The sequence below is a fragment of the Actinotalea sp. JY-7876 genome (assembly GCF_014042015.1).
In the GTDB taxonomy this organism is placed as follows: domain Bacteria; phylum Actinomycetota; class Actinomycetes; order Actinomycetales; family Cellulomonadaceae; genus Actinotalea.
The window spans coordinates 1,103,339-1,129,207 of the sequence record NZ_CP059493.1; the positions used below are offsets into that span (position 1 = coordinate 1,103,339).

Consider the following 25,869-nt stretch of genomic DNA (forward strand, 5'->3'; position numbering starts at 1 on the left):
CGACGCGGACCGACGTACCGCCCCCGACGGGAGGACAGACCCCATGCCGCTCGACTCCTTCTTCACCGATCTGAGGATCGGTGAGATCTCCGCCGAACAGCTCTGGGCTGCGTTCCCGCTCGCCGCTGCCGGCATCGTCGTGTGGAGCCTGTGGCTCTACCGCGTGATCCTGTCGCGCCGTGCCAGCCCGGTCGTCAACGACTTCCGCACCACGACCTCGGTCGTCGTCCCGTCCTTCCACGAGGACCCGGACATCCTCATGCGCTGCTTGCACAGCTGGCTGTCGCAGGAGCCCACCGAGGTCATCATCGTGCTCGACCTCGCCGACACCGAGGCGCAGCAGCGGATCGTGGCGCTCGGGGACCCCCGGGTCCGCGCCGTGATGTTCCGGCACGCAGGCAAGCGGTCGGCCCTCGGCGTCGGGATGCGTCTGGCCACCAGCGAGCTGCTCGTCCTCGTGGACTCGGACACCTCATGGCGCCCCGGCCTGCTCGAGGCCGTCCAGATGCCGTTCGTGGACCCCGGCGTGGGCGGGGTCAGCACCCAGCAGAACGTCTACGAGCGCGGCTCGAGCGTGTGGCGCCGCATCGCCGACTGGCTGGTCGACCTGCGCTACTACGACTACGTCCCGGCGATGGGCGCCGCCGGCGCCGTCGCCTGCCTGTCCGGGCGCACGGCGGCCTACCGCCGCGCGGCCGTCGAGCCCGTGATCGCGAACCTCGAGGACGAGTTCTTCCTCGGCCGACGGTGCATCGCCGGTGACGACGGGCGCCTGACGTGGCTCGTCCTGGCGTCCGGGTACACGACGGTGCACCAGTCGACAGCACGGGCGCTGTCCATGTTCCCCGCGTCGTTCCGGGCCTTCGTCAAGCAGCGCGTCCGGTGGAGCCGGAACTCCTACCGCTGCTACCTGACGGCGATCTACAAGGGGTGGTTGTGGCAGGTGCCGTTCGTCACGAAGATCACCGTGCTGCAGATCCTCCTCACCCCGGTCACGATGGGCCTGACGCTCGGCTACCTGGTCTTCGCCCGCCTCGAGGCGACGCCCGTGAGCATCGCTCTCGCCGTGGGCTGGGTGCTGCTCGGCCGCGGTATCCGCGGCTGGTCGCACCTGAGGAAGCACCCCGGGGAGATCCTCCTGCTGCCGCTCCTCGCGCTGATCGTGATCATGGTGGCGTTGCCGATCAAGCTCTACGCCTTCGTCACCATGAACAAGCAGGGCTGGCTGACCCGGCACGCCGACCAGATGGGCGGCGACGGCCAGACGGCGAGCACGATGCGCCGCGAGGCGTCCGTCCTGCAGGCCCCCGCCGTTCCCGTGACGGCTCGCGAGGCGGAGAAGGTCCCCGCATGAGCCGCCGCCGCGTGCCCCGGCCCTCGTCACGACCCGCCTGTCGCGCCGCGACCGTCGTCGCGCTCGCCGTCGCGCTCGCCTGCACCGCCGCGCCGGCCTCCGCGAGCGAGAGCGCGGACCCGGGGGGCGGCGGGTCGCCGGCGGCCGAGGAGTCCGCCCGCGAGGCCGCGACCGACCGCGCCGCGGCGGACGACGACGCCGCGACGGTCCTCGGCTCTGCCTACCCCGGCAACCCGGTGACGGAGCCTTCGCTGGTCGCTGACGAGGAGGACCGGTTGGCGGACGTCCAGACGGTCGGCCGGATGATCCAGTGGGGCAAGCTCCCGGTGTTCGGCGCGTACCGCCTCAGCACCGGCTCGGCCTACACGCTCGTGCTCACCCGGCGCAGCGAGCCGTACACGCTGTCCGACCTCCTGGAGCTCGCACCCCAGACGTTCGTCCGTGAACCGGACGGCGCCTACCTGCTCTCGGAGAACATCGTCGTGCAGCCCGGAGCCCGGCTCGTGATGAGCAACACGGGGCCGCTGACCATCCGGATGGCGAGCGACACGGACCGCTTCGTCTCGATCGTGAACATGGGCGGCGAGCTCGAGATCGTCGGCACGGCCGCGTCCCCCGTCACGCTGACGAGCTGGAACCGCGACTCCGGGACCGAGGACGAGACCACGCAGGACGGCCGCGCGTACGTGCGCTCCGTCGGCGGCAAGGTGACCCTCGAGGGCACCACCTTCAGCCACCTCGGGTTCTGGAGCGGTCGCACGGGCGGGGTCGCCCTGACGGGCGTCGACCGTCCCAGCGAGGGCGCGCTGGAGGAGTACGGACGTGACCTCGGTGACGCGGTCGCCTCCAACAACGCCGCCAGCGGCCTCGACGTCCCCTTCGGGACGGTGCCGGACGCCAACCCGACGGTGGTGGACCCGACCGTGGTGGACCCGGCCGTGGTGGACCCGACCGTGGTGGACCCGGCCGTGCCGCGCGGCGAGGTGCTCCAGGACGCCACCGCCGGGTCCCCGGTCGAGGGCCTGCTGCCCGCGGGCACCTTGCCGGTGCCGTACACGGACGACGAGGACCCGGAGTACAGCTACGTCTCCGCGAAGGTGGAGGACGTGACCTTCGACGGGAACGCCTTCGGCCTCTTCATCTCGAGCGCCAACGGCGTCGACATCTCCGGCTCGACCATCACCGGGAGCCTCGTGGACGGCCTGACGATGCACCGGTACGTGGTCAACGCGGCCGTCACCGACACGGTCTCGGAGGACAACGCCGGCCACGGGTTCGTGCTCGCCCGCGCGACCACCGGCATCGTGCTGAGCGAGGTCTCCGCGCGCCGCAACAGCGGCAGTGGGATCGTCATCCGCGGCAGCGCCCTGGCGAACGGGCCGAGCGCGACCGGGATGCCGGTGGGCGACTACGGCAACAACTCCGTGAGCAACAGCAGCGCCGACGAGAACGCCCGGTACGGGATCGAGATCATCGGCGGCCGGAACATCAGCCTGAACTCCAACGACGTGACGGCGAACGACATGGGGATCGTCGTCCGCGAGGGCGCCTCCGACATCACGCTCGTCGGCAACCACTTCGAGGACAACGTCCGGCACGCCGTGGCCCTGCGTGACGCTGCCACGGACGTCGAGATTACCGGCAACATCATCTCGGACAGCCCGACCGGGGTGTACGTCCGGGACTCCTCCGCCACCGTCGTGCGGAACACCTTGGACGGTCTGACGAACCACGCCGTGACCGCCATCGGCCTCACACCGGGGACGCTCGTCGAGGCGAACACCGTCTCGGGGCGTGGCCCCAGCGCGGTGGACGTCAAGCGCGCCGAGGGTGCGACCGTGGGCGAGAACGACCTGTCCGACTGGGAGAGCACGAAGCCCTTCTGGACCGCCGTGCGCAACACGCTGCAGCCGCTGACCCTCATGTGGCTCGCGCTGGGGCTCATCGTCATCAGCACCGCGGTCAAGGGGGCTCGCCAACGGCGCGAACGGCGCCACCCCTACCAGGAGCAGGCCAAGATGGCCGACCTCGTCGAGGCACCCGTGGACCTCGGCAGGGCCGAGGACCCGCCGGGCGACGGCGGGAAGCACGCGCGCGGCGGGCGCGAGCTCGTCGATGCCGAGCGGGGCGGACAGTGACCCGGGGCCGCGCGCTGCGGCTGCTCGCGGGGTCGCTCGTGGTCCTGGCAGCGGGCTGCACCTCCCCGGCACCCGAGCCGCCGCCGTCGGACGACGCACGTCCGGAGGCGACGTCGGCGCCGATCGAGCCGGAGGAGAGCCCCGGCGGTGCGCCGGTGCTGGGCGAGGAGGGCGAGCCGGTCTCGCCGTCGCCCGAGCCCAGCGACGACGAGGATGACGAGGACGGCGACCGGGGTCGCCGCCGCGGCCCCGAGCTGCTCTCCGAGCCCTCCCCGTTCCCGGAGTGGATGACGAGGCCGAGCCCCGACGACGGGCTGTGCCCGACGCCGACGGTCCGGGTCTCGGACGCGGACGAGCTGCAGGACGCTCTGGACGACGCGGGCCCCGGCACCGTCATCGGTCTGGCGCCCGGCGTCTACATCGGCAAGTTCGTCACGACGGCGTCCGGCACCGCCGACGCGCCGGCGCGTCTGTGCGGGGAGGCGGACGCCGTCCTCGACGGCGACAACCAGCGCGGCGGGTACGTCCTTCACCTGGACGGTGCGCAGCACTGGGTGCTCAGCGGTTTCACCGTGCGCAACGGCCAGAAGGGCGTGATGGCGGACGGCACGACCGGGACCACCATCAGTGGGCTCACCGTCTACGGCATCGGTGACGAGGGGATCCACCTGCGGGCCCACAGCACGGACAACCTGGTCGCGCACAACACGATCAGCGACACCGGTCGGCGCCGGGAGAAGTTCGGCGAAGGCGTCTACGTGGGCACCGCGAACAGCAACTGGTGCCGGATCACCGACTGCGACCCGGACCTGAGCGACCGCAACCAGGTCATCGGCAACGCGGTCTACGCCGGCACGAGCGAGAGCGTCGACATCAAGGAGGGCACGAGCGACGGGCTCGTCGAGGGCAACCAGTTCGACGGCTCGACCATCACCGGCGCGGACTCGTGGGTCGACGTCAAGGGCAACGACTGGACGATCCGGGACAACGTGGGTCACGGGACCCCGATGGACGGCTTCCAGACGCACGACGTCTACGAGGGTTGGGGCGAGCAGAACGAGTTCCTCGACAACGAGGGCTCCCTGGACGACCCGGAGGGCTTCCTGGTCGCGATGCGCCCGGCGAACGACAACGTCGCCCGCTGCTCCAACCGGTTGCTCGGCGACATCGGAGAGCTCTCGAACGAGCGATGCGTATGACGCCCCACGCCTGCTGAGCGCCGTCGGGCCCTACCGACAACCGCTGCTCCACCCACGACCAGCACCACGCCACCGGACCCACACACCACCGGACCCCACACACCACCGGACCCCACACACCACCAGCAACCGTCGGCGACGCCGCACGGCGGGTCCGCCACACCCTCAGGAGGATCCATGAGCACGATCGCCACCCCTGCCGGGCAGCCGGCCGTCGTCCTGCATCCCCGCCTCACCGTCATCGGCACCGGCTACCTGGGCGCGACCCATGCCGTCTGCATGGCGGCCGTCGGGTACGACGTCCTGGGCGTCGACGTCGACCCCCGCAAGATCGAGGCGCTCAACAACGGTGAGGTCCCCTTCTTCGAGCCCGGGCTGCCGGAGCTGCTGAAGGACGCGCTCGCCAGCGGCCGCCTGCGCTTCACGCAGGACTTCGCCGAGGCCGCCGAGTTCGGTGACGTCCACTTCATCTGCGTCGGCACCCCGCAGGCGAAGGGCTCACCGGCCGCGGACCTGTCCTACGTCCACGCCGCCGTCGAGTCCCTCGCGGTGAACCTGCGCCGCCGGGCGCTCGTCGTCGGCAAGTCGACGGTGCCGATCGGCACCGCCGCCCAGCTGCGCGACCGCATCCATGCCGTCGCCCCCGCCGGCACCGCCGTCGAGCTGGCGTGGAACCCGGAGTTCCTGCGCGAGGGGTACGCCGTCGCGGACACCCTGCAGCCGGACCGCATGGTCTTCGGCGTGGAGTCCCCGTGGGCCGCGGCCCAGCTCGCCGCGGCCTTCGCGCCCGTGGTCGACCGGGGCACGCCCGTCGTGCAGTGCGATCTCGCCACGGCGGAGCTCGTCAAGGTCGCGGCGAACTCGTTCCTCGCCACGAAGATCTCCTACATCAACGCCATGGCGGAGGTCTGCGAGGTCACCGGGGCCGACGTCAACCTCCTGGCCCGGGCGCTGTCCTACGACGAGCGCATCGGCGGCCGCTTCCTCAAGCCCGGGCTGGGCTTCGGTGGCGGCTGCCTGCCCAAGGACATCCGTGCCTTCGCCGCCCGGGCCGCGGAGCTCGGGGTCGGTCAGGCGGTGTCCTTCCTGCACGAGGTCGACGCCATCAACGTCCGTCGACGTCGGCGCACGGTCGACCTGGTCCGCGAGATCTCCGGCGGAAGCCTCACCGGGGTGAAGGTCGCCGCGCTCGGGGCGGCCTTCAAGCCCAACTCCGACGACATCCGTGACGCCCCGGCCCTGGACGTCGCGCGAATGCTGCACCAGGAGGGTGCCGCGGTCCGGGTGTACGACCCGCAGGCGATGGCCAACGCCCGCCGTGCCTATCCGGATCTCAGCTACGCGGACTCGCTGCCGGCGGCCGTGCAGGGCGCCGACGTGGTGGTGCTCCTCACCGAGTGGGAGCAGTTCCGCCACGCCGACCCGGAGATGATGGGCTGGCTCGTCGCGCAGCGGCGGGTCGTCGACGGGCGTCACGCGCTCGACGCCGATGCCTACCGCGCCGCCGGATGGGAGTACCGGGCGCTCGGCCGGCCGGCCACACCGGCCACCGTGGAGCTGGCGACGGCGGCGGCCGACAGCCTCGACCTGTCGAGCCGGATGGACCTCGCTGCGCAGCTGCTGCGGCGACCTGCGGTCGACGCCCTCCGTTGAGCGACCAGGGGCCCGGGTCCGGGCCGGGGCGCCGCACGCGCGGCGTCCGAGGCGGTGGTGGCACGCAGGCCGGTGCCACCACCGCCGTGGCGCTCGTCCTGATCCTCCTCGCCGCCTGCGGCCGACCCGCCGAGCCCGTCCCGACGGCGTCCGACCGGCCGCCCGCGTTGGTCGCCGGGCGCGGTTCGACCCCCACCGGCGTCGATCCTGTCGACATCCCTGGCGCGCCGGTCTTCGCCGACCCGCCACCGGAGGCGTCGGCGCACGGACCCTCCGGGGCCCCGTCGTCCCAGCTCGACGCCCTCCTGCCCACGGGGGACGAGGTCGCGGCGTGGTCGGCGGCCGAGCTGATCGCCTGGGCGGGCCAGCTGGAGGGTGTCACGCTGCCGGCCGCAGGGACATGGCGCTCGCTGACCGTCGGCCTGTTCTTCGCGGCGGACGGCAGCGAGCGGCTCGACCGCATCGAGACGGACCTGAAGGTGGCGACGCCGGAGGCGGTGGACGCCCTCGTCGCCCAGCAGGTGGCGAGCCCGCCGCGCGGCTCGACCGTGCTCGACGTGATCGAGGGCACCGATGAGGACGACGGCCGCCGGACGGTCACGCTCGTCCTGGGGGCGGCGGGCAGCTCGGCGGCCTCCGTCGACGTCGTCGCCGAAGCCGACGGCAGCATGCTCCACGTCCAGGACCTACCCCGCCGTGACGCCGCACGCCCTGACCTGTCCGAGGAGCGGGTCCGCGCCCTCGTCTCGCGCCTGACCGAGGGCGCTCGCCCGCAGGACTGGCAGCTCAGGTTCGCGCGGCTCACGCTCGTCCGTGACCAGCCGCCGATGGTCATGGTCGCGTGGTCGGCGCCGGGACAGGACGTGCCCCGGGCCGTCACGGCCGCGCAGGCGACGTTCGGCCACCTGACGTTCGAACCCGTCCAGGTGAACCAGTACCGGATGACCTCCGACTTCGAGTACCCCGGGGCGGCGACGAGCGGCATGCTCTCGGCCAGCACCGAGAGCGACGGCACCACGCGGGTCGAGCTGGAGGCGCGCGGGTGAGCCCGTGGCCCGCGGGGGTGCCGACAGGCGCTGTCCGATCCTCGCGCGCGGCGCGAACCCCGCGTCAGGCGTCGGCACCGCCGCTGCGCCGCCACCGGATGCCGGCCTCGATGAAGTCGTCGATGTCGCCGTCGAACACCGCGGAGGGGTTGCCGACCTCGTGCTCGGTCCGCAGGTCCTTGACCATCTGGTACGGCTGCAGGACGTAGGAGCGCATCTGGTCGCCCCAGCTCGCCTTGATGTCGCCCGCGAGCTCCTTCTGGGTGGCCTTCTCCTGCGCCTGGCGCAGGAGGAGCAGGCGCGACTGGAGCACGCGCAGCGCGGCGGCCCGGTTCTGGATCTGGCTCTTCTCGTTCTGCATCGACACCACGGTGCCGGTGGGCAGGTGGGTCAGGCGCACGGCGGAGTCCGTCGTGTTGACCGACTGCCCACCCGGCCCGGACGAGCGGAACACGTCGACCTTGAGCTCGTTCTCGGGGATGTCGATGTGGTCGGTCTGCTCGATGAGCGGGACCACCTCGACCGCGGCGAACGACGTCTGGCGGCGCCCCTGGTTGTCGAACGGGGAGATGCGCACGAGGCGGTGCGTCCCGGCCTCGACCGACAGGTTGCCGAACGCGTAGGGCACCTTGACCTCGAAGGTCGCGGACTTCAGGCCGGCCTCCTCGGCGTAGGACGTGTCGAGCACAGCGGTCGGGTACCCGTGGCGCTCGGCCCAGCGCAGGTACATGCGCAGCAGCATCTCGGCGAAGTCGGCGGCGTCGACGCCGCCGGCTCCCGCGCGGATGGTCACGACGGCCTCGCGCGAGTCGTACTCGCCGTTGAGGAGGGTGCGCACCTCGAGCGCACCGAGGTCCCGGCGCAGGCCGGCCAGCTCGGACTCGGCGTCGGCGAGCGTGTCGGCGTCGTCCTCCTCCTGCGCCATCTCCACGAGCGTCTCGAGGTCCTCGAGGCGCTGCTCGAGCTCCGCGATGCGGTCGAGCTCCGACTGCGCGTGCGAGAGGGCGGACGTGACCTTCTGGGCGGCGTCGGCGTCGTCCCACAGGTCCGGCGCGGACGCCTTCTCCGACAGGTCGGCGATGCGGGCGCGCAGGCGCTCGGGGTCGGTCACGGCGCGGATGGTGCCGAGCGTCGAGCGCAGGGCGGCGATCTCGGAGGTGAAGTCGGTGGCTGCCACGACCGTCCAGGCTAGTCGAGCGCGGGAGCGGCGCGATGCGGACGCCCGACCCTAGGATCCTCGGCGGGCGACGAAGCCCCGGCCACGCGGCCGCCCCCGAGCCGAAGACGAGCGAGATGACTGCCTCCACCCACGTCCCCGGGACGGTCGTGCCCGCCACCGAGCCGCTGCACGACGGCTGGTCCCTGCAGGCCGTCGGCGGCCCCGTGCCCGCCGAGCTGCGCGACAGGTCCGTGCCCGCCACGGTCCCGGGCAGCGCGCACACCGACCTCCTCGCCGCCGGGCTCATCCCCGACCCGTACCTGGACCGCAACGAGAGCGCGCTCGTCTGGGCGCACCGCACCGACTGGCGCTACACGACGGCGTTCGCGGCCACGGCGCCGGCGGACGACGAGCGCGTCGACCTGGTCGCCCACGGGCTCGACACGGTCGCGACCGTGGAGCTCAACGGCACCGAGGTCGCCCGCACCGCCAACATGCACCGCAGCTACCGCGTGGACGTGCGCTCGCTGCTGGCCGACGGCGAGAACGCGCTCACCGTGTCCTTCCGCTCCGCGCTCGAGCACGCCGAGGAGGTCGAGCGGCAGCTCGGACGCCGCGACCACGTGTACGACCACCCGTTCAACATGGTCCGCAAGATGGCGTGCTCCTTCGGCTGGGACTGGGGCCCGGACCTGCAGACGGCCGGCATCTGGCGGCCGATCGGGCTCGAGCGGTGGCGCGTGGCGCGCCTCGCGCAGGTCCGCCCGCTCGTCACCGTCGACGGCGCCACGGGCCGCGTGGTCGTGTACGCCACCGTCGAGCGCTCGGGCCTGGGCGACGACGACGTCGACCTCGTCCTGAGCGCCGAGGTCGCCGGGCAGCGCGCGGAGGTCGTCGTGCCCGCGGGGAGCACGGACGGCGTCGTCGAGCTCACGGTGCCCGACGTGGACCTGTGGTGGCCGCGGGGCTACGGGCAGCAGCCGCTGCACGACCTCGTGGTCGAGGTGGCGCGCCCGGGTGGCGAGGTGCTGGCGCGCGTGGAGCGGCGCATCGGCTTCCGCACGGTCGAGGTCGACCAGACGCCGGACGAGCACGGCACGCCCTTCACGCTCGTCGTCAACGGCCGGCCGGTCTTCGTCAAGGGCGCCAACTGGATTCCCGACGACCACTTCCTCACGCGCATCGACCGGGACCGGTACGCGCGGCGCATCGCCCAGGCGACGGACGCCAACATGAACCTGCTGCGCATCTGGGGCGGCGGGATCTACGAGGACCACGACTTCTACGAGCTGTGCGACGAGGCGGGCGTGCTCGTGTGGCAGGACTTCCTCTTCGCGTGCTCGTCGTACGCCGAGGAGGAGCCGATCCGCGGCGAGGTCGAGGCCGAGGCGCGCGAGAACGTCGTCCGCCTCATGCACCACCCGTCGCTCGTGATCTGGAACGGCGCCAACGAGAACGTCTGGGGCTACTGGGACTGGGGCTGGCCGGAGCAGCTCGAGGGCCGCACCTGGGGTCTCGGCTACTACGCGGACCTGTTCCCGGCCGTGCTGGCCGAGCTGGACCCGACGCGGCCGTACTCGCTCAACAGCCCGTTCACGCCGGGCTCGACCGACACCGGGACGCACCCCAACCACCCCGACCACGGCACGCACCACGAGTGGGAGTGCTGGAACCGGCGCGACTACGTCCACTACCGCGACGACGTGCCGCGGTTCTGCTCGGAGTTCGGCTGGCAGGGCCCGGCCACGTGGGCGACTCTCACCCGGTCCGTCCCCGCCGACGCGCTGAGCCAGGAGTCCGAGGCGTTCCTGCTCCACCAGAAGGCCGAGGACGGCAACGGCAAGCTGAACCGCGGCCTCGAGCCGCACCTGCCCGTCCCGGAGGACTTCGAGGACTGGCACTGGGCGACGTCGCTCAACCAGGCGCGTGCGGTCCGGTACGCCGTCGAGCACTACCGCTCGTGGTGGCCGCGCACGGCGGGCAGCGTCGTGTGGCAGCTCAACGACTGCTGGCCGGTCACGTCCTGGGCGGCCGTCGACGGCGACGAGCGGCCCAAGCCGCTCTGGTACGCGCTGCGGGCGGCGTACGCCGACCGCCTGCTCACGGTCCAGCCGCGGGACGGCCGGCTCGTGGTCGTGGCGGTCAACGACACGGACCAGCCGTGGGAGACGACGCTGAAGAGCGCGCGCACGACCTTCTCGGGGGAGGTGCTGGCGGCCGCCGACGGCCCCCTGGTCGTGGCTCCGCGCAGCGCCGTGGCGGTCGCGCTGCCCGACGACGTGCTCGCCGTCGGTGACGAGAGCCGCGAGCTGCTGGCCGTGCGCGCCACGCCGCAGGAGGCGCCGGCGGCGGGCCCGGCCGCTGCGGTCGTGGCGCAGGCGGTGCACACCTGGGCCGAGGACAAGGACCTGGCGCTGGACCCCGAGCCGGTCGAGGTCGCGGTGCAGCCGGGGCCGGGCGGGGCCACGGTGCGGGTGCGAGCGCGCTCGTTCGTCCGGGACCTCGCGCTCCTGGTGGACAAGGTCCACCCCGACGCGCGGGTCGACGACCAGCTCGTCACCCTGCTGGCGGGTCAGGAGGTCGTCCTGGGCGTGCGCGGTCCGGCCGACGCCGACTGGGCGCGCCTCGCGTCGCCGGAGGTCCTGCGGACCGCCAACGCGCTGGTCGGAGGCGCCCGCACGGTGTGAGGCGCGCGGGCGCCCTGCGTCCGGACGGGTGAGGCCGGTGGTCGCGCGACCACCGGCCTCACCCGCGTCTGAGCACGCGAGTTCGTCCCCAAGTCGATCGTAACCAAGTCGTGACCGGCGTCCCGTGTCGGGGCGAAGATGACCGCCGCTACATTGTGGGAACGCTCCAACGTGGGAGCGCACCCACAGCCTTCAAAGGGGATATGGCATGAAGTGGTCTCGATCCCGGCCGGCGAGCTTCCTCGCACTCGGCGCAGCATCCGCCCTCCTCCTCACCGCGTGCAGCGGCGGCGGCGAGGAGCCCGGCGAGGGTGGAGAGGGTGAGGGCGACTCGGACACGGTCGAGCTCTCCATCCACTTCTGGGGCGACATGGGCTTCGCCGACCTCGTCGACCAGTACGAGCAGGAGAACGAGGGCGTCACCGTCAACCTCGTCGAGGGCGAGTTCAACGCCCAGCACGAGGCGCTGCAGCAGCAGCTCATCGCGGGCTCCGGCGCCGCGGACATCGCCGCGATCGACGAGGGCTTCGTCGTCCAGTTCCGCGAGCAGGCCGACAAGTTCGTCAACCTCAACGACTTCGGCGCCGCCGACCTCGAGGACCGCTACCTGCCGTGGAAGTGGCAGCAGTCGCTCTCCCCGGACGGCGCGACCCAGATCGGCCTGGGCACGGACGTCGGCGGCCAGGCCATGTGCTACCGCCACGACCTGTTCGCGGCGGCCGGCCTCCCGTCGGACCGCGCCGAGGTCTCCGCGCTGTGGGACGACGAGGGCTGGGACGGCTTCATCGCCGCCGGCGAGACGTACGTCGCCAACTCGGGCAAGAAGTTCGTCGACAACGCCACCCAGGTGTTCAACCCGATCCTCGCCCAGCAGGAGAACAACTTCTTCTCCGAGGACGAGGAGCTCATGATGGAGCCCGGCCCGAAGGCGGCGTTCGAGCTCACCGAGGAGATCATCGACGCGGGCCTGTCGGCCAACATCGCGGCGTGGTCGGACGAGTGGAACGCGGGCTTCGCCAACGACGCGTTCGCCGTGCTCGGCTGCCCGGCCTGGATGACGGGCCACATCCGCAACCAGGCGCCGGACAAGGAGGGCCTGTGGGACATCGCGGCCATCCCCGGCGGCGGCGGCAACTGGGGCGGCTCGTTCCTCACGCTGCCCGCGCAGGGTGAGAACCACGAGGAGGCCTACAAGCTGATGACGTGGCTCCTCGAGCCCGAGCAGCAGATCGCCGTCTTCGAGCAGGTCGGCAACCTCCCGTCGCAGCCGGCGCTCTACGACGACCCGAAGATCCAGGAGCGTACGGACGAGTTCTTCAACGGCGCGCCGACCGGCCAGATCTTCTCGGCCACCGCGCTCGCGCTCGAGCCGCAGTACCTGGGCAAGCGCAACGGGCCCGTCCGCGTCGCCGTGGAGAACGTCCTGAACGACATCCAGGCGGGCAACATCCAGACCGGTGCCGAGGCGTGGGACCGGGCTGTCGCGGAGGCGGAGGCGGCCTCGCAGGGCTGAACCAGCCCGCGCGTCAGCGAACCTGCTGACCCGCAGCACGCTGGGCGGGGTGGGCGTCGAGCCCGCCCCGCCCAGCGCCGCGGCCGGTCCCGATCGGGGCCGCTCGCGTCCACAGTCCGCCAGCGCCGGTGCCTCGACCGGTCCCCTCAGGAGGTTCCATGTCCGCCACCAGTGGCGCAGGGGCGACGGCCGTCGCACCGCGCACCGGGAGCGAGAGCCGTAGCAGCCGTCCGGTGCAGCCGCCCCAGGAGGGCAGTTCCTGGCACCGCTTCTGGGGGAGGTTCGACCACAAGGTCGTGCCCTACCTGCTGATCTCGCCCTTCTTCATCCTCTTCGCCGTGTTCGGCCTCTTCCCGCTGCTCTACAACGGCGTGGTCGCGTTCCGGAACTGGAGCCTGATCGACCCGGCGAACGACGGCTGGGCCGGCTTCGCCAACTTCGAGCGCCTGATCGGCGACGAGAAGTTCTGGAACGCGCTCGGCAACACCTTCGGGATCTTCATCCTCTCGACCGTGCCGCAGCTGTTCCTCGCGCTCGTCATCGCGGCCCTGCTCAACCGCAAGCTGCGCGCCCAGTCGGTCTTCCGGGTCGGCATCCTGCTGCCCTACGTGACGCCGATCGTGGCCTCGACGCTGGTGTTCGCGTCGATCTTCGCCAAGGACCACGGCCTGGCGAACTGGTTCTTCGGCGTGCTCGGCGTCGAGAGCGAGCTCGGCGGCGGACAGGTGATCCAGGGCTTCGACTGGCGTTCCTCGAAGGCGACCTCCTGGGCCGCGATCGCCATCATGGTCAACTGGAAGTGGGTCGGCTACAACGCCCTGCTCTACCTGTCGGCGATGCAGTCCATCCCGAAGGACGTGTACGAGGCGGCCGCGCTCGACGGCGCCGGGGCCTGGAAGCAGCTGTGGCGCATCACCGTCCCCATGATCCGCCCGATGGTGCTGTTCACGGTCGTGCTGTCGACGATCGGCGGGCTCCAGCTCTTCACCGAGCCGATGCTCTTCGAGCAGAACGCACAGGCCGCGACCGGCGGCACGCGCGGCCAGTGGCAGACCGTCGCCCAGCTCATCTACTACACCGGCTGGAAGCAGCTGAACCTCGGCTACGCCGCCGCGATGTCGTGGGGCCTGTTCCTCATCATCATCGTCATCGCCGGCCTCAACGCCCTCCTCACGAACCGCCTCGGAGGCAAGCGATGACCGCCACCGGACCGTCGACCCTCGGGGTCCGCACCGTCGGGGCCGTCGGCCCCACGACCGTCGCCGGCACGCCCGCGCCGACGCGTCGCAAGGCGGCGCTGCTGGGCCGCTCGCCGCAGGACACGGCCGCGAGCGCGTGGAACTACGTGTTCCTCGTCCTCGCGATCATCGTCTCGGCGTTCCCCGTCTACTGGATGTTCGTCGTCGCGACGGGTACCGACGCCGACCTCGCACGCCCCGCGTACGAGGGACTGATCCCGGGCGACAACTTCCTGCACAACGTCGGGGTCGTGCTGGGCAACATCAGCGAGCAGGGGCGGTCGTACGAGAACGCGCGGTTCGCCGACTCGTTCGTCAACAGCATCATCGTCACGGTCATCGTCACGGCGTCGCTGCTGTTCTTCTGCTCCCTGGCGGGCTTCGCGTTCGCCAAGCTGCGCTTCAAGGGCCGTGACGCGCTCATGGTCGTCGTCATCCTGACGCTGACCATCCCGAACCAGCTGGGCATCGTCGCGCTCTACATCATCATCGCCAAGCTCGGCTGGCAGGGGGAGCTGATCTCGGTCATCGTCCCGGGTCTCGTGAGCGCCTTCGGCGTGTTCTACATGCGCCAGTTCATCCAGGACTCGGTCCCCGACGAACTCATCGAGTCGGCCCGCGTCGACGGGGCCTCGACGTTCCGCGTGTACTGGAACATCGTCCTGCCGATCATCCGGCCGGCCCTGGGCGTCCTCGGTCTCCTCACGGCCGTCGGCACGTGGAACGAGTTCCAGTGGGCGCTCATCGCGCTGGGCTCGAGCGACAACAAGACGATCGGCGTGGCGCTGAGCAACCTGGCGTCGGGCAACTACGTCAAGTACCGCATCGTGCTCGCCGGGTCCTTCCTGGCCACGGTCCCGCTGATCCTGCTGCTGTTCGTGGCGGGCAAGCAGATCGTGCGCGGCATCATGGAGGGCGCGGTCAAGGCCTGACCGCGACCGCACGACCACCGCGACGGCCGGTCCCCTCGGGGGCCGGCCGTCGTCGTGCGGGTGGGTCGTAGGGCTCGGCCCGCCGGTCCGCGCTCCACCGGCGGGAGGCCGCGAGGTCAGTCGGCCCGCGCGGTCGCGGTGGCGGTGAGCGCGATCCCGTCGGACCACGCGGCCGTCACCCAGCTGACGAGCGCAGGGCGGGCGACGGCGCCGAGCGTGACCTCGGCGGTCCGGCCGTCGGGCGACTTCGCGTCCAGCACGGTCAGCCCCTCGAGCCGCACCGCGGCGGGCGACGCCGTCAGGTACTCCTCGACCGACGCGCGAACGCCCGCGCTCGACAGGCGCAGGACGTCGTCGTCGGCGGAGCGTGCGTAGTAGGCCGACTCGTCCAGGGCGTCGGCGGCGTCCAGGGCGGCGAGGTCCGCCAGCGCGAGCAGGCGCTTGCGCTCGAGATGCACCCCGGACGCCGCGACGACGGCCGTCACGAGGAGGAGCGCGAGCGCGCCGAAGGCGATCGACAGGAGCATGATCTGGCCGTCGTCGTCGCCCGGGCGCGTCCGGCTCATCCGACGTCCCGGAACTCGTCCACGACGCCCGTGGCGTCGGCCGTGACGGCCACCGCGAGCGGCACGACGTCGCCCAGCCACGCCGGCACGCCGGGCAGGGGCACCTCGACGACCAGCTCGGCCGTCACCCGCGTGCCGGGGACGAGGCAGGTCTGTGAGCCGCACGCGAGCCGCAGGCCGGTGGTGACGGCCTCGGGGTCGAGGCCCTGGTCGGCCAGGGCGAGCCCGGCGGCGGCGAGCGCGCGCTGGGTGCCGGAGGAGTCGTCGTCAGCGGTGACGAAGGCGCGGACGGCCTCCCGGGCGCCGCCGTCGACGGCGAAGGCCGCGGACTGCAGTCGCCCGAGGACGAGCACGAGGTAGACCGTGGGCACGAGCAGGAGCAGAGCCACGCCCAGGAACTCGACGACGGCGCTCCCGGCGTCGGCCGGGGCCGCGGCCGTGCCGACCCGGGTGCGGAACCTCGCCGCCGCTGCGCGGGCGGCGCGCAGGCAGGTCACGGCGCCTCCTCGAGCGCGTGACCGTCGACGACGAGCGCGCCCGCCGGCCCGAGCGGTCCGAGGACCGGCAGCGCCGCGCTGACCTCGACCCGGACCACGGGCAGGCCGTCGACGGTCGTCGCCTCGGCGACGACGTCCTGGGCCACGCCCGGCGCGAGCGACAGGGCGACGAGCTCCCGGGTGCGCCGGGCCCCGTCCTCGGGGGTGCGGTCGGCCAACGCGCCGTACCGGGCTCCCTCGGCGGCGCAGTCGATGAGCGTGGCGCGCACGTGCAGCGCGAGGGTCAGCTGCAGCACCCCCGCGAACAGGAAGGTGGTCAGCGCCCCGACGAGGACGAAGTCGACGATCGCCGATCCGGCGTCCGCGCGCGCCGCGGCCCGCCGATCAGCCGCCGAACGACGTGACACGCTCGATCGCGGCCTCGAAGACCCCGGCGAGGGCCGGTCCCGCGACCGCCCAGAGGGCGATGACCAGGCCGGCGGTCATGAGCGTCACCAGGACCCAGCCGGGCACGTCGCCCCGGTCCTCGCGCCAGCGGTCGGCGGGGCCGGGTGCGGCGGTCGATGCCGGCGTGAGCGGGTCCGGGTGGGGCGTCGACGGGCTCTGCGGGTGCGGCACGGTTCCTCCGGTGGGTCGTGGCGTGCGGACGTGCGGACGGGGGACGGGCTCGCGCTGTCTCACAGGTGGATGCCTCACAGGTCGAGGCGCAGGGCCGCGAGGCCCGGGAAGACGGCGAAGACCACCGTCACGGGCAGGATGAGGAAGACGACCGGCACCATCATCGCGACCTCCTTGCGGCCGCCGGCCTCCATGAGGGCGCGCCGGCCGGACTCCCTGACGTCCTGCGCCTGGGCACGGAGCACGTCCGCCAGCGGCGTCCCGCGGTCCACGGCGACGGCGACCGCCTCGGCGAACCGGGACAGGCTCGCCAGCCCGGTCCGGTCCGCCATGCGCTCGAGGGCGACGGTCAGCGGGGTCCCGGCGCGCGTCTCGGCGAGCGCGGCCCGCAGCTCCGCGGAGAGCTCACCGCGGGTCGCGCGCGCCACGCGCTCCAGCGCCCCGAGGGCGCCGTCGCCCGCGCCGACGGCGAGGGCGAGCAGCTCGGCGACCGCGGGGAGCTCGGCGAGCATGCGCTCCTCGCGCCGCCGGACCTGCCGGCTCAGCGCCTGGTCCCGGGCGGCGAGGCCGGTGACCGCGGCACACACCACGAGCAGCAGGCCGGCCAGCGGGTGCAGACCGCGTCCGGCGACCAGGGCGAGCGCGAGGACGAGCCCGGCGGCCGCGCCCACGACACCGGCGACCACCTGCTCGGAGCGGAACTGCTCGACGCTCGTCGTCAGCCCGGCGCGCCGCAGTCGGGTGCGCACGTCCGTCGTGGTCGAGCCGAGCCGCTCGACGAGGCGGACGGCGTCGTGCATCACGGGCGAGAGCAGGCGCTCGAGGGCCGGGAACAGCGAGCGGGTCGACGGCTCCTCGAGGAGGCCCGACGTGCCCGCGGGCAGGCGCAGGTACGGCGCCAGGCGCTCGTCCAGCCGCGGACGGCGCCGCGCCTGCCAGCTCGAGACGAGCAGCCACGCGCCGGCCGCCGCCAGGGCCCCGGCCAGGGCGCCCACACCGGGGCTCATCGGAGCACCCGCACGTCCTCGGGCAGGCGCCCAATCCGGACCATCAGCCGGTACGCCACGATCGTGCAGCCACCGCCGAGCGCCAGCACCGCCGCGCCGGCCGGTGTGTCGTAGACCGACGCCGCCTCCGGACGGGTCGAGAGCAGGGCGAGCACGAGCCAGGGGGCGGCGACCGCGAGCCGCGCGGCGTTCACGGTCCAGCCCTGCCGCGCCTCGAGCTCGCCCCGCGTGCGGCTCTCCTCGCGCAGGAACGCCGACAGCGTGCGCAGGAGGCGTCCGAGGTCCGTGCCGCCGACCTCCCGGGTCAGGCGCAGCGCCTCGACGATGCGGTCGGCCACCGGGTCCGCGAGCCGGGCCTTGAGCGCGTCGAGGCTGTCCCCGAAGCGCCCGGTGGCGCGGTGGTCGGCGGCGAACGCGAGGAACGCGGGCCGGAGCTGGACCGGGCCCCGCTCGCCGAGCTGGGCGAGGGCCTCCGGCAGCGAGAGGCCCGCACGGATGCCGGACGCGAGATGGTCCACGACGTCGGGCCACACCGTGCGCAGGGCCGCCCGTCGCCGTCGTGCGCGGGCGTGGACGAGCGCGGTCGGTGCCGCGGCCGCCATCACCGCGAAGCAGGTCGCGACCGCCGGTGACCCCGTCAGCCCGATCCCGAGCAGGAGCACGAGCACGCCGGCCCCGGCGCACACCCCCAGCAGGCCCGCCGGGCTCACGCCGGGCGACCCCGCCTGGACGAGGAGATCGGCGAGCTCGGCCCCCCACCGCGAGCGACGGCGGCGCTGCGGCGCCGGCGAGGTCCAGGCCCACAGCAGCAGGCACAGACCGGCCCCGAGGAGCAGGCCCGCGGCGGTGCCCACGTCAGGCCTCCCCGTCCCGCAGCAGCGCGACGACGTCGATCCCCGCGCGCTGGAACCGCTCGGGGTGCGGCGGGAAGCCGTCGGCGCGCACGAGCGTCTCGTGGCGGGTGTGGAAGATGTCGGTGGTCTCGACGACGCCCGCCTCGACCCGTCCGGGCACGGCGACGACCTCCCGCACGCGCCGGCGGCCCCGGGCGTCCCGGTCGAGGTGCACGACGAGGTCGACGGCGGACGCCACCGTCGGGACGACGAAGGCGCCGGAGACGTTCTCGCCGGCGAGCAGCGGCAGGGTGCACAGCTTGGTGAGCGCCTCGCGGGCGCTGTTCGCGTGGATGGTGCACATCCCCGGCACGCCGGCGTTGAGCGCGATGAGCATGTCGAGGCTCTCCGCCTCGCGGACCTCACCGACGACGATGCGGCTGGGGCGCATGCGCAGCGCCTCCTTGACCAGGCGGCGCAGCGTGATCTCGCCCGTGCCCTCGAGGCTGGGCTGGCGGCACTGGAGCCCGACGACGTCGCGGTGCCCGATCTGGAGCTCGAACACCTCCTCGCAGGTGATGACGCGCTCGCGAGCGGGGATGGAGCCGGCCAGCGCGTTCAGCATGGTCGTCTTGCCGGCCTGGGTGGCGCCCGAGACCAGGACGTTGAGGCCGACGGCCACGCTGGCCGCGAGGAACCGCGCGGCCGCGGGGGTGAGCGAGCCGAGCGCCACGAGGTCGTCCAGGTGGGAGGCGCGGACCACGTACTTGCGGATGTTGAGCGCCCACGCGCTGCGCGTGACGTCCGGGATGACGACGTGCAGGCGCTCGCCACCGGGCAGCGCGGCGTCGACGAACGGGCTCGACAGGTCCAGGCGGCGGCCGGAGACCTTGAGCATCTGCTCGACGAGGTCACGCACCTGCTCCTGCGTGAGGATGGTCGTCGTCAGCTCCGGCTCGCCGCGCCGGGCGACGAACACCTGCTCGGGGGAGTTGACCCAGATCTCCTCGACCTCGTCGTCGTCCAGGTACTGCTGGAGCGGGCCCAGCCCCGCGACGGCGTCGACGACGGCCTTGGACGCGGCGTGCGGGTCCGTCAGGGGCGGGACGTGACCGCGCAGCGAACGGTCGTCGTAGTCGGCGATCGCGTCGCGGACCAGGGCGCGGACGGACGCGGTGTCGCGCAGCGGGTCGATCCCGCGCCGGCGGATGAGCTCGCGGACCTCGAGCTCGAGCTGTGCGACCCCCTCCACGGCACCCCCTGCTCCGCGTACCCGGCTGACGCGCCGCGGCTCCTGACGCTGCCGGTGAGCATAGGGCAGCGAACCACCGCGAATCGCCCCATGTGGACAACTCGTTCGGGTGACCGGCGCGGACGCCGACCTGGCACCCGGGGCGGGTGGTGGTCAGGCGAGGAGGGCGCCGCGGACGAGGTCGAGGGCCCCCTCCGGCGTCAGACGCGACGCAGGACGTCGCGTCGTCCCCGCCAGGTCACTCTCCCGGCGGGGTATCCCTCGGCGGGCGCGCGCGCGGGGTTCGCTTGCGAGGTGCGGGGGCGGGTGCGGAGCCCCGGCCCGGGGGCGGCGGGTCCGGCAGCGGGTCGGTCGGGTCGCCGGGGACCGTCGGGAGCGGCGCGGTGCTCGCGGGCCGGTCCGCTGCGGGGGCGACCGCTGCGGGGGCGGTGTCCTGCGTCGCGGCCCCGCTCGGCTCCGGAGCCGGCACCGGGTCCATGGTGGCCACCGACGTGGGCGGGCCGCTCGGTGCGGGCGCCCCTCCCGGCGCGACCGGCCCCGTAGGCGGGCCGCTCGGCGGCACCGGGCCGGTCGGCCCGCCCTGCGGCGGCAGCGACGTCGTCGGTCCGGTCGCCCCGCCCGGCCCGAACCGCGGGGTGGCGGAGGGCCGCGCCGCCCTCCGTCGCGGGAGGGCGCGGCGCACGAAGAGCACCACGGCCGCGACGAGGGCCGCGAAGGCGAGCCACGGGAGGAGGGTGCCGATGGCCTGCAGCAGCCCCGTCAGCGTGGCGAGCAGGGCGTTCCACCCGTTCACGAGGCCCGCCCAGAAACCGGTCGCAGGCTCCTCCGGCGCGGCGCCCTCGGTCCACATCTCGATCCGGAACGTCGAGAGCGCGATGTCGTCGGCGAGCGCCGCCTGCTGCCCGAGGAGGACCTCGAGCTCGGACTGGCGCTCCGTCAGCACCTGCTCGGCCTCGACGATCTCGGAGACGGTCCCGGCGCGCCCGAGGAGCTCCTCGAGGCGGGTGATCGAGATCTCGAGCGCCCGGATGCGGGCGTCGAGGTCGCGCACCTGGTCGGTGACCTCCTCGCTCTGGATCGAGGTGTCACGCACCTCGCCGAGGCCCTTGAGCTCCTCGAGCGTCTCGGTCACCTCGTCGGCCGGGATGCGGGCCACGAGCTCCGCCCACGCGTAGTCGTCGTCCGCGCCGCCCTGCTCGACGCGCTCCTGGACGTGGCCCCCGGCGTCCTCGACCAGCTGCGCCGCCTCGGCGACCGAGACCGCCGGGTCCTCGACCAGCATCGAGACGCTGCCCGTGACCACGAAGCTCTGCTCGCCGCCGGCGCCCTCGTCCGAGACGGCCCCCTCCTCGGAGCGGGCGGCGTGCGGCTGCGCGCCGCCCGCTCCGGAGTCGGCACCGCCGCCCGAGCACCCGGCGACGAGCAGGACGGCGACGACGGCGAGCGACTGCATCAGGCTGCGCATGGCGCCACGTTAGGCCTGCGCGGAGGCGCCTGGTCCGTCCGCCAAGGGATCGTGATCGTTTCGTCATGCGACCGTGTCCCGTGTGACCATCGACACGATGACGACGAGCGCCGCCCCGAGCACACCGTCCCCCACCGGCGGCGTCGAGCGCCTGCGGGCCGCCGCCGCCGGTGCCGTGCTGCGGCGGGTCGCCGGGCCGGACCCGGCGCAGGCGCGGGCGCGGGTCCACGCCGCGCCCGGGCCGCGGTGGTTCGACCCCGACAGTCCCATCGGGCGGGTCCACGGGGACGCGTCGATGTTCGTCGGCGGCATCCGCGCGCTGCTGCTGCAGTCGCTGCACCCGCGCGCCATGGCGGCCGTCGCGGCGCACTCGGGCTACCGCGGCGACCCCTGGGGCCGGCTTCAGCGCACGGCGACCTTCCTGGCCACGACGACCTTCGGCCCGGCCGAGGACGCCGCGCGGGCGGTCGCGATCGTGCGTGCCGTGCACGCCCGCGTCAGCGGCACCACCTCGCAGGGGGAGCCCTACGAGGCGTCCGACCCGCACCTGGTCCGGTGGGTGCACCTGGCCGAGGTCGACAGCTTCCTGCTCGCCCACCAGCGCCTCGGGGCGCGACCCCTGAGCGACGAGGAGTGCGACGAGTACGTCGCGCAGGTGGCCGTCGTCGGGCACGCGCTCGGGGCGGCGCCGCTGCCGACGACGCTCGCCGGGCTCCACGAGGCGCTCGGCGCGTACCGGCCCGAGCTGCGGGGGACCACCGAGGCGCGCGAGGCCGCCGCCTTCCTGCTCCGCACGCCGCCGCTGCCGGCGCCGGCCCGCCCCGTGTACGGGCTGCTCGCCGCGGGCGGCGTCGCCCTCATGCCCGCGTGGACGCGGTCCGAGCTGGGCCTGCGCTACCGCCCGCGGGTCGACGCCGCGCTCGGCCGCCCGGGCGGCCGGGTCGCGACGCGCGCGATCCGCTGGGCACTGAGCAGCGTCCCGCCGGCACGGCTCGACCACCCCGAGGTCGTGCCGCCCGCGGGGCCGGACCGCGCCGGGGCGCTGCGGTGACGCGATCCGGATCGGCGACGGCGTCGACCGCGACCGGGCGGCCCGGGGGAGTCGCGGCACGCGTCGCCGCGCGCCTGCTGCTGGCCCTGGTGCTGGGAGGGCTCGTCCCGGCGCTGGCGGCGACGTCGGCGCACGCGGGCCCCGGTGAGGACCTCCTCGCCATGGTCAACGCGGACCGGGCGGCCCACGGGCTGGCGCCACTGCGGCTCGACCCGGCCATGACCGGTGTCGCGGCCGCGTGGAGCGCGCAGCTGGGGCAGGCGCGGCAGCTGTCGCACAACCCTTCGTACTCGACCCAGATCCCCGCCGGGTGGACGGCCGCCGCGGAGAACGTCGCGACGAACCAACCGGCCGACGTCGCCGGGCTGCACCGCCAGTGGATGGCCTCGGCCGGCCACCGCGAGAACATCCTGAACCCCGCCTTCACCGACGTCGGGATCGCGGTGACGGTGGTCGACGGGGCCGCGTGGGCGACGCAGGTGTTCGGTGCCTACGCGACGCCGCCGGCGGGCGCGCCTGCCGCCGCGGCCCCCGCGCCTGCCCCGGCTCCGGCCCCGGTGCCGGCCCCCGCGGCCGCCCCGGAGCCCGCCCCGGTCGCTCCGGCGGCTCCGGAGCCTGCCCTGCCGGGCGACGCCGCGGCCGAGGTGCCGGCGCCGTCCCCGACGGCGGTGCCGTCCGCCACGCCGTCCGCGACGCCGTCCGTCGCGCCGTCGGCCGGCGCCGAGCCGCGCCCGATGTCTGCGGTCGTCCGCCGGGAGGTCGACGTCGTCCAGCCGCTCCCGGCCTGGGCGCTGGCGATCGGTGCGCTCCTGCTCGCCGTGGCTGCGCTCACCGTCGTGCTCGCCGCGCGCCGCCGCCGCGGCACGCCCCGGCGCGGTCCCGGAGGCCGGCCGGTCCCGCCCGTCCCGAACGCGGAAGGGCGGTCGGGCGTGGACGGCCCGGGGTCTGTCGGAGGGGGGTCGTAGACTCTCCCGCATGAGCCAGCCGACCAGCCCCAGCGGTCCGGACGACCCCTTCGGTCAGCCGGGAGGCAACGGTCCGGGCTCGGCGACCGGCGTCCTGGAGCGTGAGGAGACCCGCCAGGAGGTCGAGCCGGGCGACCACGAGCGCTTCTCGCACTACGTGCGCAAGGAGAAGATCCTCGCCTCGGCGCTCTCCGGCAGCCCCGTCGTGGCGCTGTGCGGGAAGGTGTGGGTGCCCGGGCGCGACCCCAAGAAGTTCCCGGTCTGCCCCATCTGCAAGGAGATCTACGACGGCCTGCGCGAGCCGCAGGACGGCGACAAGCCCGGCGACGGCGCCGGCCCGACCGGCGGACGGTGAACGCCCCGCACCACGCGGCGCGTTCATCGGTGGAGGGGCCCTCCACCGGCGTGCCCGCGCCCGTCCACGCGCCCTCGGCCGCGGCCGCCTCGCACCTGCCGCCCGCCTTCCCGGGACGCGCGCCGTGGGGCACCGCCGGCAAGCTCCGCGCCTGGCAGCAGGCCGCGCTCGACGCGTACGAGCAGCGCCAGCCGCGCGACTTCCTCGCGGTCGCCACCCCGGGCGCCGGCAAGACGACCTTCGCCCTGCGGGTCGCGACGGAGCTGCTCCAGCGCGGCATCGTGCGGCGGGTCACCGTGGTGGCGCCGACGGAGCACCTCAAGCGCCAGTGGGCCGATGCGGCCGCGCGCGTCGGCATCCGGCTCGACCCGAACTTCCGCAACAGCCAGGGTCGCCACGGTGCGGACTTCGACGGCGTCGCGCTGACGTACGCGGGCGTCGCGAGCAAGCCCGCCCTGCACGCCGCCCGGACCAAGGCGGCGCCCACCCTCGTGATCCTCGACGAGATCCACCACGGCGGTGACGCGCTGAGCTGGGGCGACGCCGTCCGGGAGGCGTTCGAGGGGGCGACGCGCCGGCTCGCGCTGACCGGCACGCCCTTCCGGTCGGACACCGCCCCGATCCCGTTCGTCACCTACCTGCCCGGCGCCGACGGCATCCGGCGCTCGCTCGCCGACTACACGTACGGGTACGGCGACGCGCTGCGCGACGGCGTCGTGCGGCCCGTGATCTTCCTGTCCTACAGCGGCCAGATGCGCTGGCGCACCCGCGCGGGCGACGAGGTGAGCGCGCGCCTGGGCGAGGACCTCACCAAGGACATGACCGCGCAGGCGTGGCGCACGGCGCTCGACCCCGAGGGCGAGTGGATCCCCTCCGTCCTCGCGGCGGCGGACCGGCGCCTGTCCGAGGTCCGGCGCAGCGTGCCGGACGCCGGCGGGCTGGTGATCGCCACCGACCAGGCCGACGCCCGCGCCTATGCGGCACACCTGCGCCGCATCACCGGCGAGGCCGCGACGGTCGTGCTGTCGGACGACGACGGCGCCTCGGACCGGATCGACACCTTCAGCGCGGGCACGTCGCGTTGGATGGTCGCGGTCCGCATGGTCTCCGAGGGCGTCGACGTCCCGCGCCTGGCGGTGGGCGTCTACGCGACGTCCACCGCGACGCCGCTCTTCTTCGCCCAGGCCGTCGGTCGCTTCGTGCGCGTGCGGCGCCGCGGCGAGACGGCGTCGGTCTTCCTCCCGAGCGTCCCGCAGCTCCTCGCGCTCGCGGCGACCCTCGAGCTCGAGCGCGACCACGCGCTGGACCGGCCCAAGGGCGACGACGCCGACCCCGAGGCCGACCTGCTGCTCCTGGCGGAGCGCGAGGACAGCTCACCCGACGCGGTGGGCGCCGACGGCGTCGCCGGGACGTTCCAGGCCCTCGACGCGCAGGCGACGTTCGACCGCGTCCTGTTCGACGGCGGCGAGTTCGGCACCGGCGCCGAGGTCGGCTCGGAGGAGGAGCTCGACTTCCTGGGCCTGCCCGGCCTCCTCGACGCCGACCAGGTGAGCACGCTGCTGCGTCAGCGCCAGGCGGACCAGGTCGCCGGGCGCAGCGAAGGTCGCCCGGCGGTGGACCACCGCCGCCTCACGGCGCTGCGCAAGGAGCTCAACAGCCTCGTCAGCGCGTGGGCCCGCCGCAGCGGTCAGCCGCACGGGTCCGTCCACACCGAGCTGCGCCGCCGCTGCGGCGGACCCGAGGTCGCCCTGGCGAGCACCGAGCAGCTCGAGGCGCGCATGGCGCTGGTGCGGGACTGGTTCGTCGGGCGGCGTTGAGGCGGCACCCGGCCCGGGCGGCGGCTGTGACGTGCGCTACCCGATCTGGGCCGCGGGCCGGCCCCGCGCGCCGCGAGCGGCGCATCGGTGCAGGTCAGCGCCTCCCGCCATGGTCACCACGGTGGCGTGTACCAGAGGTGTGCGAGTTTCGCCCGACGTGATCGTTCCGGATGCGGGCCCCTGACCCACGTGTCAGGCTCCCTGTCAATACCCCCCGCCCGGTGACTTTCCGGGTGGTGACACCGGACCGAAAGGGGCCCATCGTGCCTACCTGGCTCATCATCCTCATCATCGGCGCCGTGCTGCTCGTGCTCGGCGTCGCCGTCGAGGCGGCCCAGTTCCTGATCTGGCTCGGCATCGCCGTGCTCGTGGTCAGCCTCATCCTCGGCCTCGTCGGCCGCGGCAAGGCTCGCGTGTAACCGCACCCCCCAACAGCGCAACGCCCGGGTACCTCGCACCGCGAGGGACCCGGGCGCGGTGCTGTCCGGGTGGTCCAGGCCGCCGTCGGCGCCGCGTGACGCCGG

The 25,869-nt window shown here is 74.0% G+C and carries 23 protein-coding genes; 14 read left to right on the forward strand and 9 right to left on the reverse strand.

What is annotated here, in order from left to right:
• The first annotated feature begins 43 nt into the window (after positions 1 to 43).
• From H2O74_RS05210 to H2O74_RS05230, 5 genes are all read left to right on the forward strand, one after another.
• Complete coding sequence (locus tag H2O74_RS05210) at positions 44 to 1,354, forward strand: glycosyltransferase (protein WP_182113438.1); 1,311 nt, start codon at positions 44 to 46, stop codon at positions 1,352 to 1,354.
• Positions 1,351 to 3,492, forward strand: a complete 2,142-nt coding sequence (locus H2O74_RS05215) for a right-handed parallel beta-helix repeat-containing protein (protein WP_182113439.1) — start codon at positions 1,351 to 1,353, stop codon at positions 3,490 to 3,492. Before H2O74_RS05210 ends, H2O74_RS05215 begins: the two co-directional genes overlap by 4 nt.
• Positions 3,489 to 4,691 carry a nitrous oxide reductase family maturation protein NosD gene (locus H2O74_RS05220; RefSeq protein WP_255491796.1) on the forward strand — a complete coding sequence of 401 codons (1,203 nt, stop codon included), beginning with the start codon at positions 3,489 to 3,491 and terminating at the stop codon, positions 4,689 to 4,691. Before H2O74_RS05215 ends, H2O74_RS05220 begins: the two co-directional genes overlap by 4 nt.
• 177 nt (positions 4,692 to 4,868) lie before the next feature.
• Positions 4,869 to 6,344, forward strand: a complete 1,476-nt coding sequence (locus tag H2O74_RS05225) for a UDP-glucose/GDP-mannose dehydrogenase family protein (RefSeq protein WP_182113440.1) — start codon at positions 4,869 to 4,871, stop codon at positions 6,342 to 6,344.
• Between the two features lie 86 nt (positions 6,345 to 6,430).
• A complete protein-coding gene (locus tag H2O74_RS05230) occupies positions 6,431 to 7,390 on the forward strand; it encodes a hypothetical protein (RefSeq protein WP_182113441.1) in 960 nt (319 codons plus the stop codon).
• Between the two features lie 64 nt (positions 7,391 to 7,454).
• On the opposite strand, the gene prfB is transcribed toward H2O74_RS05230, so the two are convergent.
• Positions 7,455 to 8,567: a peptide chain release factor 2 gene (prfB, locus tag H2O74_RS05235; protein ID WP_182113442.1), complete on the reverse strand. Its 1,113-nt coding sequence runs from the start codon at positions 8,565 to 8,567 to the stop codon at positions 7,455 to 7,457.
• A gap of 116 nt (positions 8,568 to 8,683) precedes the next feature.
• On the opposite strand from prfB, the gene H2O74_RS05240 reads away from it, so the two are divergent.
• The 4 genes from H2O74_RS05240 to H2O74_RS05255 all read left to right on the forward strand — a co-directional run bounded on the left by H2O74_RS05240 (position 8,684) and on the right by H2O74_RS05255 (position 14,919).
• Complete coding sequence (locus H2O74_RS05240; protein ID WP_182113443.1) at positions 8,684 to 11,236, forward strand: glycoside hydrolase family 2 protein; 2,553 nt, start codon at positions 8,684 to 8,686, stop codon at positions 11,234 to 11,236.
• A 208-nt stretch (positions 11,237 to 11,444) separates the two neighbouring features.
• Positions 11,445 to 12,749: an ABC transporter substrate-binding protein gene (locus tag H2O74_RS05245; RefSeq protein WP_182113444.1), complete on the forward strand. Its 1,305-nt coding sequence runs from the start codon at positions 11,445 to 11,447 to the stop codon at positions 12,747 to 12,749.
• 158 nt (positions 12,750 to 12,907) lie between these two features.
• Positions 12,908 to 13,948 carry a carbohydrate ABC transporter permease gene (locus tag H2O74_RS05250; RefSeq protein ID WP_182113445.1) on the forward strand — a complete coding sequence of 347 codons (1,041 nt, stop codon included), beginning with the start codon at positions 12,908 to 12,910 and terminating at the stop codon, positions 13,946 to 13,948.
• Positions 13,945 to 14,919, forward strand: coding sequence for a carbohydrate ABC transporter permease (locus H2O74_RS05255; RefSeq protein WP_182113446.1), 975 nt, complete (start codon positions 13,945 to 13,947; stop codon positions 14,917 to 14,919). The genes H2O74_RS05250 and H2O74_RS05255 overlap by 4 nt, the downstream gene beginning before the upstream one ends.
• A gap of 116 nt (positions 14,920 to 15,035) precedes the next feature.
• On the opposite strand, the gene H2O74_RS05260 is transcribed toward H2O74_RS05255, so the two are convergent.
• The 8 genes from H2O74_RS05260 to H2O74_RS16825 all read right to left on the reverse strand — a co-directional run bounded on the left by H2O74_RS05260 (position 15,036) and on the right by H2O74_RS16825 (position 21,157).
• Positions 15,036 to 15,485 carry a pilus assembly protein TadG-related protein gene (locus tag H2O74_RS05260; RefSeq protein ID WP_255491797.1) on the reverse strand — a complete coding sequence of 150 codons (450 nt, stop codon included), beginning with the start codon at positions 15,483 to 15,485 and terminating at the stop codon, positions 15,036 to 15,038.
• On the reverse strand, positions 15,482 to 15,982 hold the full coding sequence (locus H2O74_RS05265) for a pilus assembly protein (protein WP_255491798.1): 501 nt from the start codon (positions 15,980 to 15,982) through the stop codon (positions 15,482 to 15,484). The genes H2O74_RS05260 and H2O74_RS05265 overlap by 4 nt, the downstream gene beginning before the upstream one ends.
• Positions 15,979 to 16,389 carry a TadE/TadG family type IV pilus assembly protein gene (locus H2O74_RS05270; RefSeq protein ID WP_182113447.1) on the reverse strand — a complete coding sequence of 137 codons (411 nt, stop codon included), beginning with the start codon at positions 16,387 to 16,389 and terminating at the stop codon, positions 15,979 to 15,981. The genes H2O74_RS05265 and H2O74_RS05270 overlap by 4 nt, the downstream gene beginning before the upstream one ends.
• Entirely contained in the window at positions 16,367 to 16,600 is a 234-nt protein-coding gene (locus H2O74_RS05275) for a hypothetical protein (RefSeq protein ID WP_182113448.1), read from the reverse strand. The genes H2O74_RS05270 and H2O74_RS05275 overlap by 23 nt, the downstream gene beginning before the upstream one ends.
• A gap of 74 nt (positions 16,601 to 16,674) precedes the next feature.
• Positions 16,675 to 17,607 (reverse strand): type II secretion system F family protein, encoded by a 933-nt coding sequence (locus H2O74_RS05280; RefSeq protein ID WP_182113449.1) that lies wholly within the window; start codon positions 17,605 to 17,607, stop codon positions 16,675 to 16,677.
• On the reverse strand, positions 17,604 to 18,461 hold the full coding sequence (locus H2O74_RS05285; RefSeq protein ID WP_182113450.1) for a type II secretion system F family protein: 858 nt from the start codon (positions 18,459 to 18,461) through the stop codon (positions 17,604 to 17,606). Before H2O74_RS05285 ends, H2O74_RS05280 begins: the two co-directional genes overlap by 4 nt.
• A 1-nt stretch (position 18,462) precedes the next feature.
• Positions 18,463 to 19,692: a CpaF family protein gene (locus tag H2O74_RS05290; RefSeq protein ID WP_182113451.1), complete on the reverse strand. Its 1,230-nt coding sequence runs from the start codon at positions 19,690 to 19,692 to the stop codon at positions 18,463 to 18,465.
• 238 nt (positions 19,693 to 19,930) lie between these two features.
• A complete protein-coding gene (locus tag H2O74_RS16825) occupies positions 19,931 to 21,157 on the reverse strand; it encodes a DUF4349 domain-containing protein (protein ID WP_182113452.1) in 1,227 nt (408 codons plus the stop codon).
• An 82-nt stretch (positions 21,158 to 21,239) separates the two neighbouring features.
• On the opposite strand from H2O74_RS16825, the gene H2O74_RS05300 reads away from it, so the two are divergent.
• The 5 genes from H2O74_RS05300 (at position 21,240) to H2O74_RS05320 (ending at position 25,764) form a co-directional block, all read left to right on the forward strand.
• On the forward strand, positions 21,240 to 22,208 hold the full coding sequence (locus tag H2O74_RS05300; protein ID WP_255491799.1) for an oxygenase MpaB family protein: 969 nt from the start codon (positions 21,240 to 21,242) through the stop codon (positions 22,206 to 22,208).
• Entirely contained in the window at positions 22,205 to 23,173 is a 969-nt protein-coding gene (locus tag H2O74_RS05305) for a CAP domain-containing protein (RefSeq protein ID WP_182113453.1), read from the forward strand. Before H2O74_RS05300 ends, H2O74_RS05305 begins: the two co-directional genes overlap by 4 nt.
• A gap of 10 nt (positions 23,174 to 23,183) precedes the next feature.
• Positions 23,184 to 23,528: a DUF3039 domain-containing protein gene (locus H2O74_RS05310; RefSeq protein WP_182113454.1), complete on the forward strand. Its 345-nt coding sequence runs from the start codon at positions 23,184 to 23,186 to the stop codon at positions 23,526 to 23,528.
• A 29-nt stretch (positions 23,529 to 23,557) separates the two neighbouring features.
• The gene (locus tag H2O74_RS05315; protein ID WP_182113455.1) at positions 23,558 to 25,345 is read left to right on the forward strand and encodes a DEAD/DEAH box helicase; all 1,788 of its coding nucleotides are present in this window, start codon (positions 23,558 to 23,560) and stop codon (positions 25,343 to 25,345) included.
• 263 nt (positions 25,346 to 25,608) lie between these two features.
• Positions 25,609 to 25,764 (forward strand): hypothetical protein, encoded by a 156-nt coding sequence (locus tag H2O74_RS05320; RefSeq protein WP_182113456.1) that lies wholly within the window; start codon positions 25,609 to 25,611, stop codon positions 25,762 to 25,764.
• Positions 25,765 to 25,869 lie beyond the last annotated feature (105 nt).